Here is a 13,031-nt window from a genome sequence, read left to right as displayed (position 1 = left end):
ACGGTAAAGCCACCACCATGCAGATACAGCAGCCCCGCCACCGGCTGCGCCCAGTTCGGCTCGACGGGCTGATACACGCGCACGCCGATCGTCGCGCCGTCGCGCGTGGGCACCTGCACGTCCTCGACACTGAACAGCGGCAGCGGCGCGATGTCGAGGATCGGCGCGCTCATCGCATACGCGGCGCGCGCCTGCTGCGGCGTCAGCGTGTGGAACGGCGGGCGGTTCGCACGCGCCACCATCTCGAGGATTTGGGCGATCTTGGGATTGAGCGGCATCGATTGAGGAGCGTAGAAAATACGAGGCTAACGCGGCCGCCTGAGCGACATCGGATCGGTGGGATTGCGCAGTTGCGCGATGTCGTCGAGCCGCAGTTGCACCGAAGCCATGATGGCCGGATGCGTGATGACGTAGAAGCGGCCCGCGCGCACGGCATCGAAGGTCAGTGCAGCGATGTCGTCTGCCGTGAGCTTGCCGCCTTCCACCGCTTTCGTCAGTTGCCGCGCGGCGAGTTTCTGCGACGCGGTGTACGGCGCGGCGTTGGCGAGCGCTTCGGGCCGCGCGCGTTCGGCATCGGCGATGCCGGTCGGCACGAACGCGGGACACAGCAGCGACACGCCGATCAGGTCCGCGCCCGCCAGCCGCAAATCATGCTGCAAGGTCTCGGTCAGCGCGACGACCGCGTGTTTCGACGCGTTGTAGACGCCCATCGCGGGCGCGGCGAGCAGGCCCGCCACCGACGCCGTATTGACGATATGCGCCGGCTCGTTCTGCCGCAGCATGATGGGCACGAAGGCACGCAGACCGTTCGCGACACCCATCACGTTGACGCCGAAGACCCATTGCCAGTCGTTGGCGCTGTTCTCCCACACGAACCCGCCCGCGCCGACGCCCGCGTTGTTGAACAGCAGATGCACGCCGCCGAAGGCATCGAGCGCGGCCTGCGCCAGCGCGTCGACCTGCAGCGGGTCCGAGACATCCGCCGTCACGCCGAGCGCTTCGCCGCCCTGCGCGCGGATGGCGTCCACCGTGAGGGCGAGGCCGGCGGTGTCGAGATCGGCGAGCACGAGCTTCATGCCGAGCGCCGCACCTTGCCGCGCGAACGCCCGGCCGAAGCCGCTGCCCGCGCCGGTGATGACGGCAACCTTGCCTGCGAAACTGTCCACGTGAGGTTTCCGGGTTCGATCAGATCAGCTTCACGAGCTGCTTGCCGAAGTTCTTGCCGCGCAGCATGCCGAGCAGCGCCTCGGGCGCTTGCTCGAGACCGTCCGCGATGCTCTCGCGGAACAGCAGCTTCTTCGTCGCGACGCGTTCGCCGAGATCCTTGAGCGCCTGCGGCCAGATGTCGAGGTGCTCATAGACGATGAAGCCTTGCAGCAAGAGCCGCTGCGTCAGGATGAGCCGGGGCGCGTCCAGCGGCAGGGGTTTGCCGTCGTAACCGGAGATCATGCCGCACACGGCAATGCGTCCGAACGCGTTCATGCGCGCCAGCACCGCGTTGAGGATCTCGCCGCCGACGTTCTCGAAGTAGCCGTCGATGCCATCCGGCACGGCCGCCTTCAGGTCGGCGCGCAGGTTGCCCGCCTTGTAGTCGACGCAGGCATCGAAGCCGAGCGTCTCCACCACGTAGCGGCATTTCTCCGCGCCGCCCGCGATGCCCACTGCGCGGCAGCCGGCCGCCTTCGCCAGTTGCCCGACGACGCTGCCCACCGCGCCGCTCGCCGCCGACACCACCACGGTCTCGCCCGCCTTCGGCTTGATGATGCCGTTCAGGCCGTACCACGCAGTGACGCCCGGCATGCCAAGCGCGCCGAGATAGGCGGAGAGCGGCACGCGCGAGGCATCGACCTTGTTTAGCATCGTGCCGTCCGAGGTGCCGTACTCCTGCCAGCCGAGCATGCCCACGACGTTGTCGCCGACCGCGAACTTCGGATTGCGCGACTCGCTGACGACGCCCACCGTGCCGCCGATCATCACTTCGTTCAGCGGCTGCGGCGGCGCGTAGGACTTGGCGTCGTCCATGCGGCCGCGCATGTACGGGTCGAGCGACAGATAGTGGTTGCGGACCCGCACCTCGCCCTCGGCGAGCGGCGCGAGCGGCGTTTCGACGAGCTTGAAGTTGCTTGCCGAGGCTTCGCCATCGGGACGTGAGACGAGCAGGATCTGACGGTTCAGCGGTGCGTCTGCCATGGCGGGTTCTCCTGTCTTCAAAGGGATGATGCCGGTGTCGGGCGTCTCAAGCGTCGCTCGGGCCGGGCAGCGCCTTGGGATCGGTACGCATTTTCTGGCGTGCGATGTCGCGTCCGACCGCGAGCCGCTTCATGTACTTGAAGGTGCCGAGCGCCTTGGCCACGAAGTGCCCTTCGCTGTCGCGCACTTCGCCTTCGCAATAAGCCATCGTGGTCGAGCGGTGCAGCACGCGGCCGTAGCCGCGCAATTCGCCGCGGCCAGGCTGCATGAAGTTCACCTTCATCTCGACCGTGACGACGCCCATGCCGTCCCCCGCGACGCTGCGCGCGGCGAGCGCGAGCGCGGCGTCGAGCAGGGTCATCGTGACGCCGCCATGGGCGATGCCCCAGGTGTTCAGATGGGTGTCGCGCAGCGGCAGGCACACTTCGCTTTCGCCGTCCTGCGCACGGACGAGATCGACGCCGAGCGAGTCGATGAACGGGCTTTCGATGGACACGCCGGTGTTCGCCGGATCGGTGCTGGACATTGCGCTCATACCTCGTAGTCGACGCATTGACGGTCTTCACGGACCGCCGCGACGAAGTCCTTCACGACCTGATGCTTCGGATGGACCTGATAGGCCTCGAGCGCGGCGCGGTCGTCGAAATCGGACACCAGCACGACGTCATAGGTGCAGTCGAAGCCCGGCTGAGCGGTGCCGACCTCGAAGTGTCCCTGCCCTTTCACGATGCTGCGGCAGGTTTCGAGCTTGGCTTTCAGCTTTTGCGCATTCTCGGCGCGGCTAGCGCCCTCGGCGGTTTCCTTCAGCTTCCACATGACGATGTGACGCAGCACGGCGGCTCCTGTTTCATGATGTCGGTCGAGACCTGAAGCGTAGCAAAAATCGCCGGGCGGCGATGTACGCGCGACGGATGCGGTTCCGTCACACGATCTCGAACAATCCCGCCGCGCCCTGCCCGCCGCCGACGCACATCGTCACCACGACGAAGCGCACGCCGCGCCGCTTGCCTTCGAGCAACGCATGCCCCGTCAGGCGCGCGCCCGACACGCCATACGGATGCCCGACCGCGATCGCGCCGCCGTTCACGTTGAGACGCTCGTCGGGGATGCCCAGCCGGTCGCGGCAATACAGCACCTGCACGGCGAAGGCTTCGTTCAGTTCCCACAGGCCGATGTCATCGACGGTGAGCCCCGCGCGTTGCAGCAGCTTCGGCACCGCGAACACCGGCCCGATGCCCATTTCGTCCGGCTCGCAGCCCGCGACCGCGAAGCCGCGAAAAATGCCGAGCGGCTGCAATCCTTCACGCTCGGCAAGCGTCGCGCTCATGACGACGCACGCCGACGCGCCATCCGAGAACTGACTCGCGTTGCCGGCCGTGATGACGCCGCCCGGCAGCGCCGTGCGGATCTTCCCGACGCCTTCGAGCGTGGTGTCCGCGCGGATGCCTTCGTCGGCGGCGAGCGTGACTTCGCGCGTGAAGAGCCGGCCGCTCACCTTGTCCGCGACGCCGGCGAGCACGGTGATCGGCACGATCTCGGCATCGAAGCGGCCCGCTGCCTGTGCGGCGGCCGCGCGCTGCTGCGAACGTGCACCGTATTCGTCCTGGCGCTCCCGCGAAATGTCGTAGCGCCGCGCGACGTTCTCGGCGGTCTGGAGCATCGGCCAGTAGATCGCGGGCTTGTGCGTGTCGAGCCAGCCTTCCTTCAGCATGTGGCGGTTCATCTCGTTCTGCACGCAGGAAATCGACTCGACGCCGCCTGCGACGAACACTTCGCCCTCGCCCGTCATCACGCGCTGCGCGGCGAGCGCGATGCTCTGCAAGCCCGACGAGCAGAAACGGTTCACCGTCATGCCCGGCACCGCTGCGGCCAAGCCGGCGCGCAACGCGATCTGCCGCGCGACGTTCATGCCGGTCGCGCCTTCGGGAAACGCGCAGCCCATGACGACGTCCTCGATGCGCGCCGGGTCGATGCCCGCGCGTTCGATCGCCGCCCGCACGACGTGGCCGCCGAGCGTCGCGCCATGGGTCATGTTGAGTGCGCCGCGCCACGATTTGGCGAGCGCGGTGCGCGCGGTGGCTACGATCACGGCGTCGGTCATGTCGTCGTCTCTCTCGTTTCGATGTCGTTCGAAGTCACGCGCCGCACGCCGGCGCCGAGCATGTCCCGCCACGCGCGCGCCAGCGACCCGTCCAGGTCGATCGCGCGGCATGCGTCCTCGATGACGATGGTTTCGAAGCCGGCCGCGCGCGCATCGAGCGCCGACCACGCAACGCAATAGTCGGTCGCGAGTCCGGCGAGCCACACGCGCCGGACGCCGGTGTCGCGCAGATAGCCGGTCAGGCCGGTCGGCGTCGTGCGATCCGCTTCGAGGAACGCCGAATAGCTGTCGACGTGCTCGTGATGCCCCTTGCGCACCACCATCCGCGCATGCGGCACGTGCAGGTCGCGATGCAGCGCCGCGCCCTCGGTGTCCTGCACGCAGTGCACCGGCCACAGCACCTGCTCGCCGTAGGGCAGTGTCATCGTTTCGAAGGGCTGGCGTCCCGCGTGATTCGCCGCGAACGACACATGCGAACGCGGATGCCAGTCCTGGGTCAGCACGACGTGCGAAAAGCCGGCCGCGATGCGGTTGATGACCGGCACGACCTCGTCGCCGCGCGCGACCGCCAGCGCCCCGCCCGGCATGAAATCGGGTTGCACGTCCACGACGATCAGCACATCTTCTACGGGTTTCATCATGTTCAAAGAAGCTCAGGCGTTGAAGCGGCCGTTGTCGGCGGCGAGTGCGGCGATGCGTGCGGCGGGCTGCCAGGCGTCGCCGTTGGGTTGGGCGGCATACTTGCGCAACGCGCGATCGACGTTATAGAGCCCGATGGTATCCGCATACAGCATCGGGCCGCCGCGCCACAGCGGGAAGCCATAGCCGGTGAGATACACCATGTCGATGTCGGAGGCCTTCGCCGCGATGCCTTCCTCGAGAATCTTCGCGCCTTCGTTCACGAGCGACAGCACCAGACGCTCGACGATTTCCTCATCGCCGATCTCGCGCCGCGCCACACCTTGTTCGGCTGAGAAGCCGGCGATCATTTCGTCGACGGCCTGAGACGGGACGGCATCGCGCTTGCCCGGCGCGTAGTCATACCAGCCCGCGCCGGTCTTCTGTCCGAAGCGGCCCATCTCGCATAAACGGTCGGCGACGCGCGCGTAACGCAACTCCGGCTGCTCGCGATAACGCCGCTTGGGGATAGCCCAGCCGATATCGTTGCCGGCCAGATCGCTCATGCGGAACGGGCCCATCGCGAAGCCGAACTGTTCGATCGCGCGATCCACCTGCGCGGGCAGCGCGCCCTCTTCCAGCATGAAGAGCGCCTGGCGAATGTACTGCTCGATCATGCGGTTGCCGATGAAGCCGTCGCACACGCCTGACACCACCGCGGTCTTCTTGATCTTCTTCGCAAGCTGCATGACGGTGGCGAGCACCTCTTTCGACGTCTCCTTGCCGCGCACCACTTCGAGCAGTTTCATCACGTTGGCGGGACTGAAGAAGTGCATGCCGATCACATCGCCGGGACGCTTCGTGAACGACGCGATGCGGTTCAGGTCGAGCGTCGAGGTGTTCGAGGCGAGGATCGCGCCCGGCTTCGCCACTTCATCCAGCTGGCGAAACACCTGCTCCTTCACGTCCAGGTCTTCGAACACCGCTTCGACGATCAGGTCGGCTTGCGCGAGATCGGCGAACGAGAGCGTCGGACGGATCAGCGCGATGCGGTCCTCCACCTGTTGCTGCGTGAGCTTGCCCTTCTGCACCTGCGCCTCGTAATGGCGGCGAATCGTCGCGAGACCGCGATCCAGCGCGTCCTGCTTCGTCTCCAGCAGCGTGACGGGCAGCTTTGCGTTGAGGAAATTCATCGCGATGCCGCCGCCCATCGTGCCCGCGCCCACGATGCCGATCTGTTCGATCTTCCTGACCGGCGTGTTCGACGGCACGTCGGCGATCTTGCCGGCCGCGCGCTCGCCGAAGAACGCATGCCGCAGCGCGCGGCTCTCGGGCGCCTGCACCAGCGCGAGAAAGCATTCGCGCTCGAACGCAAGGCCGCGTTCGAAGCCTTCCTTGACGCCCTTTTCGATTGCATCGATGCACTTGTGCGGCGCCGGGAAATGCCGCGCCACCGTCGCCACGCTGTTGCGCGCGAACTGGATGAAGCCCTCCGCGTTCGGATGCTCGATGCGGCGCTCGCGCACCTTTGGATATGGCCCGCCACGGTCCGCGGCTTCGCGCGCGAAGTTCAGCGCGGCGTCGAGCAGATCGCCTTGTACCAAGGCGTCGAAGAGCCCGCTTTGCGCCAGCTGCTCGGACGGCGCCGGCGTGCCGGACACCATCATGTTGAGCGCCGTCTCCAGGCCGACCGCGCGCGGCAGACGCTGCGTGCCGCCCGCGCCCGGCAGCAGGCCGAGCTTCACTTCCGGCAGCGCGATCTGCGCGCCCGGCGCAGCAACGCGGTAATGCGCGCCGAGCGCGAGTTCCAGGCCGCCGCCCATCGCCACGGCATGAATCGCCGCGACGACCGGCTTCGCGCTGCCCTCGACGGCCTTGATGACGGTCAGGAGCGTCGGTTCCTGCGTGGCCTTCGGGGTATTGAATTCGGTGATGTCGGCGCCGCCCGAAAAGGCCTTGCCCGCCCCGATCAGGACGATGGCGCGCACCGTCGCGTCGCTGTTCGCGCGCCCGATGCCCTCGACGATGCCGAGCCGCGTTGCGTGCCGGAGCCCGTTCACCGGCGGATTGTCGAGCATGATGACGGCGACGCCGTCGCGGATCGAATAATCCACTGCCATGAAGCTGTCTCCCGATGGATCGCGATAAAGGAATGAGCGTGCCGCGCCAGGCGGAAAAGCACGATCGTCACACAGTGCGATCTTAACGCTCAAGCGCTGAAGATGACGAAGCCCCGGACGCCTGCATGCATCCGGGGCTTCAAAGACAACGAAGACCACGCGTCAAACCGGATTTTCGGCCACACCAGGCAACACGTGATCGCGATACTGGTCGCGCAGCCGGACCTTCTGCAGCTTGCCCGTCGCGGTATGCGGCAGCTCTTCGGCGAAGATCACGTCGTCGGGGACCCACCACTTCGCCACCTTGCCGTCGAAATGGGCGAGCAGTTCCTCGCGCGTGACCGTCGCGCCCGGTTTCAGCACGGCCACGATCAGCGGCCGCTCGGTCCACTTCGGGTGCGCGCACGCGATGCACGCCGCCTCGGCCACTTGCGGATGCGATACCGCGATGTTCTCCAGGTCGATCGAGCTGATCCATTCGCCGCCCGACTTGATGACGTCCTTGCTGCGGTCCGTGATCTGCATGAAGCCGTCCGGGTCGATGGTCGCGACATCGCCGGTCGGGAACCAGCCGTCGACGAGCGGAGAATCGTCACGCCGGAAATAGCGGTCGATGACCCACGGCCCGCGCACGTACAGGTCGCCGAAGGACTTGCCGTCCCACGGCAGTTCGCGGCCGTCGTCGCCGACCACCTTCATGTCCACGCCAAACAACGCGCGGCCCTGCTTTTCCAGCGCATGGCGCTGCTCCTCGGGCGGCCGCTGCTTCTGGCGATAGCTCAGACGCGACAGCGTGCCGAGCGGCGACATCTCCGTCATGCCCCACGCGTGGATCACCTGCACGCCGTAGTCTTCCTCGAAGATGCGCAGCATCGCGGGCGGGTACGCGGAGCCGCCGATCACCGTGCGCGTGAGCGTCGAGAAGCGCAGGCCGTGCTGCTTCAGGTAGGCGAGCAGGCCCATCCAGACCGTGGGCACGCCGGCCGAATAGGTGACGCCTTCCGCTTCCATCAATTCATACAGCGACTGGCCGTCGAGATCCTTGCCCGGCAGCACGAGCTTCGCGCCGACCAGCGGCGCCGCGTGCGGAATGCCCCAGGCGTTCACATGGAACATCGGCACGACGGGAAGAATGGAGTCGCTCGCGGATGCGCCCATCGCATCCGGCAGCGCGGCGCCGTACGCGTGCAGCACGGTCGAGCGATGCGAATACAGCGCGCCCTTCGGATTGCCGGTCGTGCCCGACGTGTAGCACAGGAACGAAGCCTGGCGTTCGTCGAGCATCGGCCAGTCGTAGTCGCCGTCATGGGCGCCGATGAGCGTCTCGTAGCTCATCACGGGCACGCTCAGGTCCGACAGATGCGTCTCGATGCACGATGCATCGCCGAGCGCAATCCAGCCTTTCACGTTCGGACACTGCGGCGCGATGATCTCGACCAGCGGCGCGAAGGTCATGTCGAAGCAGACATAGGCGTCGTCGGCGTGATCGATGATGAAGGCAACCTGATCCGGAAACAGGCGCGGGTTGATCGTGTGGCACACGGCGCCCATGCCCGACACGCCGTAGTAGCACTCCAGATGCCGGTAGCCGTTCCATGCGAGGGTGCCGACGCGCTCGCCCTGCGCGACGCCCAGCGCGGTCAGCGCCTGCGCGAGCTGCTTCGCGCGCCGTTCGCAGTCGCGCCAGGTGTAGCGGTGGATATCGCCTTCGATACGGCGCGAAACGATCTCGGTATCGCCGAAGTGGCGCGAGGCGTGGGACAGCAGGGACGACGCGAGCAACGGTACTTCCATCATCTGGCCGTGGAGCGGCGACATCATGGGCGAAGTCCTCAGGGTCGATGGCCTGGTCGGTGTGGCCTGACTGGATCGCGCCCGGGCCGGGCCCTGCAGGCCCGCGGACGCGGATTTACAATATCGTTTAACTCAGAGGCGCTCAATATGTCGTTTTCCCCAACCAATGCGGCGCGCGTTTCGCGGGACGAGACACCCGCGGACGCGCAATCGATGCAGCAGGTCGCCGATGCCGTCGAAGCCGGCAAGCCCGGTTCCTTCGCGGCGCTCGGTACCGCGTTCCTCACCCGCCTGCCTGCCGCGCCCGTGCCGGAGCCGTACCTCGTCGGGCTGTCGCGCGAAATGGCGCAGACGCTCGGCTTCGATGCCGACCTCGCCACCGGCCCGGAGAAAGACGCCTTTGCCGCGTATTTCGCGGGCAATCCCACGCGTGACTGGCCGGCCGATGCCCTGCCCTACGCCGCCGTCTACTCCGGGCATCAGTTCGGCGTGTGGGCGGGCCAGCTGGGCGACGGACGCGCGCTCACGCTGGGTGAAGTGGAGCACGGCGGCGCACGCCTCGAAGTGCAGCTGAAGGGCGCCGGACGCACGCCGTACTCACGCATGGGCGATGGCCGCGCGGTGCTGCGCTCGTCGATCCGCGAATTCCTGTGCTCGGAAGCGATGCATCACCTCGGCATTCCGACCACGCGCGCCTTCGCGGTCGTCGGCTCCGATCAGCCGGTGCGCCGCGAAGAGATGGAAACCGCGGCGATCGTCACGCGCGTCGCGCCGAGCTTCGTGCGCTTCGGACACTTCGAGCATTTCTATTCGAACGACCGCCCCGACGAGCTCCGCAAGCTCGCCGATCACGTGATCGACCGCTTCTATCCGCACTGCCGCGCGCAGCCGGACCCGTATCTCGCGCTGCTGGCCGAGGCGGTGCGCACGACCGCCGACCTGATGGCGCAATGGCAAGGCGTCGGCTTCTGTCATGGCGTGATGAACACCGACAACATGTCGATCCTGGGTCTCACCATCGACTATGGTCCGTTCGGCTTCATGGACGGCTTCAACGCGCATCACATCTGCAATCATTCGGACACGCAGGGCCGCTATTCGTATGGCCGTCAGCCGCAGGTCGGCTACTGGAACCTGTTCTGTCTCGCGCAGGCGCTCGTGCCGCTGTTCGGCGACAACCTGCCCGAGGAAGGCCGCGCGGAACGCGTCGTCGAGGAAGCGCAGAAAGTGCTCGAAGGCTTCAAGGCGCGCTTTGCACCGGCGCTCGTCGCGACGATGCGCGCGAAACTGGGCCTGGCCGTCGAACGCGAAGGCGACGACGCGCTCGCCAACGGCCTCTTCGAAATCATGCATGCGAACCGCGCGGACTTCACGCTCACGTTCCGCAATCTGTCGAAACTGCGCAAGGCCGATGCAAGCGGCGACTCAGCCGTGCGCGACCTGTTCCTCGACCGCGCGGCATTCGACGCGTGGGCCGTAAAGTATCGCGAACGTCTCGCGCACGAAACCCGCGACGACGCTGCGCGTGCGGACGCGATGAACCGCGTGAATCCGAAATACGTGCTGCGCAATCATCTGGCGGAACAGGCGATCCGCCAGGCGGCGGCGAAGGATTTTTCCGAAGTGGCGCGCCTGCTGGACGTGCTGCGCCACCCCTACGACGAGCAGCCCGGGAACGAGGCCTATGCGGGCCTGCCGCCCGACTGGGCGAGCGATCTCGAAGTGAGTTGTTCTTCGTAGGATCGTCCTCATATACAGGGCCTTCCCGGCCAGACCAAAGGAACCACAGATGAGCCACGACGACACCCCCGCGAGCTATCCGCTGCAAAAGGACGATGCGACCTATCGCAGCGAACTGGACGACATGCAGTACCAGGTGACGCGCCATGCCGCGACCGAGCGGCCGTTCACGGGCAAATACTGGGATCACACGGAACGCGGCGTCTATGATTGCGTGTGCTGCGGCACGCCGCTGTTCGAGTCGGACACGAAATTCGACGCCGGCTGCGGCTGGCCAAGCTACTTCAAGCCGATCAACGGCGAAGTGGTCCAGGAAAAGACCGACCGCTCGCACGGCATGCTGCGCATCGAGGTGGTCTGCAAGAACTGCGGCGCCCATCTCGGCCATGTCTTCGAGGACGGCCCGGCGCCGACCGGCCTGCGCTATTGCATCAACTCGGCTGCGCTACAATTCGAACCCAAGTAAGCGAATCCATGTAACCAGGCGCACGCACGGGACACCGGCTTGCGCTTCTGTTTCAACCGTCTGACGCCCGCTGCAATCCGAGCGGGCGTTCGTTCATGCGCTGCACCCCATCCGCCGCCTTTCACGTCCGGACGCCAATGAAATTTCTGTTCGATCTGTTTCCGATCATTCTCTTTTTCGTCGCATTCAAAGTCTGGGGCATCTACACCGCGACGGCCGTGGCGATCGCGGCGACCCTGCTGCAGATCGCGTGGGTCGCGTTCCGCCACCGCAAGGTCGATCCGATGCTGTGGGTCAGTCTCGGCGTGGTGGTCGTGTTCGGCGGCGCGACGCTCGTGCTGCACAACGACACCTTCATCAAGTGGAAACCCACCGCGCTTTACTGGCTGTTTGCCGTCGCGCTGATCGTCGCGCAACTGGGTTTCAGGAAGAATCTGATCGAAGCGATGATGGGCAAGCAGATCGTGCTGCCGCATCGCGTGTGGGGACAATTGAATGTCGCGTGGGCGGTGTTCTTCGGCTTGCTCGGCATCGTGAACCTGTTCGTCGCGTATCACTTCACGACGGACCAGTGGGTCAACTTCAAGCTGTTCGGCGCCACCGGATGTCTGGTCGTGTTCATCGTCGCGCAGAGTTTCTGGCTCGCGAAGTACATGAAGGAGGATGGTCAATGAGCGATGCCTTCGATTTCATGAACGCCACGGCCGCCGAAAAGATCGCCCATCTGGAAGCGCGCCTGAACGCGGCGCTGACGCCTCAGTCCGTGCATCTCGACGACGACAGCGCCGCCCATGCGGGCCACGCCGGCGCGGCTTCGGGCAGCCACTACACCGTGACGATCGTCGCGGAATGCTTCGCCGGCCGGGCCCGCGTGGCGCGGCATCGGCTGGTGTATGATGCGCTGGCCGATGAAATGCGGCGCGGCGTGCATGCGCTGGCCATCCGGGCTTATACGCCGCAGGAGTTCGCGGAACAATTCGAATAGGTGTACCTGGCCAAGGATCTCCGCGGATTCAGGTGACCCGAGACGCGCTCCGTGCTTGCCGCATTCCCTGCTTTTTGAATCTCGCCTGTGAAGGCGTCTGTTTGCTCAGTTAGGACTCTCCGATGACTCTGAAAAAACCCCGCGTCTGGGTGTTGCTGGCTGCGTTCGCGGCGGCCCCCGCGTTTGCGCAGAACATCGCCGTCGTGAACGGCACGCCGATTCCCACGTCGCGCGCCGATGCGCTCGTGAAGCAACTGGTCGCGCAAGGTCAGCAGGATTCGCCGCAGCTTCAACAAGCCGTGCGCGAAGAACTCATCAATCGCGAAATCCTGATGCAGGAAGCCGCGCGCGAAGGCATCGCGTCGCGTCCCGACGTCAAGGCGCAACTGGCGGTCGCGCAGCAGACCGTGGTGCTGCGCGCGATGATCGAAGACTTCGTGAAGAAGAACACGCCCACCGACGCCGAGATCAAGGCCCGCTACGACCAGCTGGTCAAGCAGAACGGCGGCGGCACGGAACTGCATCTGCATCACATCCTCGTCGACAACGAAGCCCAGGCGAAAGACCTGATCGCCAAGATCAAGGGCGGCGCGAGCTTCGAGGATCTCGCCAAGCAATATTCGAAGGACCCGGGATCGGGCAAGAACGGCGGCGATCTCGACTGGTCGGCGCCGTCGGCGTATGTGCCGGAATTCGGCGCCGCCGCCGAGAAGCTCAAGAAGGGCGAAGTCACGCCGGAGCCGGTCAAGACGCAGTTCGGCTGGCACATCATCCGCCTCGACGATTCCCGCGACGTCGCCCCGCCGCCGCTCGAGCAGGTGAAGCCGCAGATCGCCCAGCAGATCCAGCAGGAAAAGCTGCAGGCGTTCGAAGAAGGTCTGCGCAAGAAGGCCGTGGTGAAGTAAGCAGTACGCCGCACGGCTGGATCGTTTCAAGCACAAAGCCGCCCTCGGGCGGCTTTGTCGTTTCCGAACGGCGGGTTCGTGCTGGCCTTGAACGAAGCGCCATGCGGTCAGT

Annotated in this window: 13 protein-coding genes and 1 pseudogene; 5 read left to right on the top strand and 9 right to left on the bottom strand. The window is 66.0% G+C overall.

Going from position 1 to position 13,031, the window contains the following annotated elements; all coding sequences use genetic code 11:
- The 9 genes and pseudogenes from QCE83_RS06560 to QCE83_RS06520 form a co-directional block, all read right to left on the bottom strand.
- Nucleotides 1–278: pseudogene (locus tag QCE83_RS06560) on the bottom strand (alpha/beta hydrolase); the annotation flags it as partial.
- Nucleotides 279–305: 27 nt separating this feature from the next.
- Nucleotides 306–1,166, bottom strand: coding sequence for an SDR family oxidoreductase (locus QCE83_RS06555; RefSeq protein ID WP_309808252.1), 861 nt, complete (start codon nucleotides 1,164–1,166; stop codon nucleotides 306–308).
- Nucleotides 1,167–1,185: 19 nt separating this feature from the next.
- A complete protein-coding gene (locus QCE83_RS06550; protein WP_309808251.1) occupies nucleotides 1,186–2,190 on the bottom strand; it encodes an NADP-dependent oxidoreductase in 1,005 nt (334 codons plus the stop codon).
- A 46-nt stretch (nucleotides 2,191–2,236) separates the two neighbouring features.
- Complete coding sequence (locus QCE83_RS06545; protein ID WP_309808250.1) at nucleotides 2,237–2,725, bottom strand: PaaI family thioesterase; 489 nt, start codon at nucleotides 2,723–2,725, stop codon at nucleotides 2,237–2,239.
- Nucleotides 2,722–3,024, bottom strand: coding sequence for a Dabb family protein (locus tag QCE83_RS06540; RefSeq protein WP_309808249.1), 303 nt, complete (start codon nucleotides 3,022–3,024; stop codon nucleotides 2,722–2,724). Before QCE83_RS06540 ends, QCE83_RS06545 begins: the two co-directional genes overlap by 4 nt.
- Nucleotides 3,025–3,112: 88 nt before the next feature.
- A complete protein-coding gene (locus tag QCE83_RS06535; protein ID WP_309808248.1) occupies nucleotides 3,113–4,291 on the bottom strand; it encodes an acetyl-CoA C-acyltransferase in 1,179 nt (392 codons plus the stop codon).
- Nucleotides 4,288–4,929: a bifunctional nicotinamidase/pyrazinamidase gene (pncA, locus tag QCE83_RS06530; RefSeq protein ID WP_309811502.1), complete on the bottom strand. Its 642-nt coding sequence runs from the start codon at nucleotides 4,927–4,929 to the stop codon at nucleotides 4,288–4,290. Before pncA ends, QCE83_RS06535 begins: the two co-directional genes overlap by 4 nt.
- Nucleotides 4,930–4,944: 15 nt before the next feature.
- Complete coding sequence (locus QCE83_RS06525; protein WP_309808247.1) at nucleotides 4,945–7,029, bottom strand: 3-hydroxyacyl-CoA dehydrogenase NAD-binding domain-containing protein; 2,085 nt, start codon at nucleotides 7,027–7,029, stop codon at nucleotides 4,945–4,947.
- A 162-nt stretch (nucleotides 7,030–7,191) separates the two neighbouring features.
- Nucleotides 7,192–8,850 carry a 3-(methylthio)propionyl-CoA ligase gene (locus QCE83_RS06520; protein WP_309808246.1) on the bottom strand — a complete coding sequence of 553 codons (1,659 nt, stop codon included), beginning with the start codon at nucleotides 8,848–8,850 and terminating at the stop codon, nucleotides 7,192–7,194.
- Nucleotides 8,851–8,970: 120 nt separating this feature from the next.
- On the opposite strand from QCE83_RS06520, the gene QCE83_RS06515 reads away from it, so the two are divergent.
- The 5 genes from QCE83_RS06515 to QCE83_RS06495 all read left to right on the top strand — a co-directional run bounded on the left by QCE83_RS06515 (nucleotide 8,971) and on the right by QCE83_RS06495 (nucleotide 12,919).
- A complete protein-coding gene (locus QCE83_RS06515) occupies nucleotides 8,971–10,563 on the top strand; it encodes a protein adenylyltransferase SelO (RefSeq protein WP_404984216.1) in 1,593 nt (530 codons plus the stop codon).
- Between the two features lie 49 nt (nucleotides 10,564–10,612).
- Nucleotides 10,613–11,029 carry a peptide-methionine (R)-S-oxide reductase MsrB gene (gene msrB, locus QCE83_RS06510; RefSeq protein ID WP_309808245.1) on the top strand — a complete coding sequence of 139 codons (417 nt, stop codon included), beginning with the start codon at nucleotides 10,613–10,615 and terminating at the stop codon, nucleotides 11,027–11,029.
- 137 nt (nucleotides 11,030–11,166) lie between these two features.
- The gene (locus tag QCE83_RS06505) at nucleotides 11,167–11,703 is read left to right on the top strand and encodes a septation protein A (protein ID WP_309808244.1); all 537 of its coding nucleotides are present in this window, start codon (nucleotides 11,167–11,169) and stop codon (nucleotides 11,701–11,703) included.
- Nucleotides 11,700–12,014 carry a BolA family protein gene (locus QCE83_RS06500; protein WP_309808243.1) on the top strand — a complete coding sequence of 105 codons (315 nt, stop codon included), beginning with the start codon at nucleotides 11,700–11,702 and terminating at the stop codon, nucleotides 12,012–12,014. The genes QCE83_RS06505 and QCE83_RS06500 overlap by 4 nt, the downstream gene beginning before the upstream one ends.
- Nucleotides 12,015–12,136: 122 nt before the next feature.
- Nucleotides 12,137–12,919, top strand: coding sequence for a peptidylprolyl isomerase (locus tag QCE83_RS06495; RefSeq protein ID WP_309808242.1), 783 nt, complete (start codon nucleotides 12,137–12,139; stop codon nucleotides 12,917–12,919).
- The last annotated feature ends 112 nt before the right edge of the window (nucleotides 12,920–13,031 follow it).

The sequence above is a fragment of the Caballeronia sp. LZ034LL genome, from assembly GCF_031451215.1.
Classification (GTDB): Bacteria; Pseudomonadota; Gammaproteobacteria; order Burkholderiales; family Burkholderiaceae; genus Caballeronia.
The sequence above is the reverse complement of the archived record's forward strand: the minus strand, read 5'-3'. Positions and strand labels throughout refer to the sequence as shown.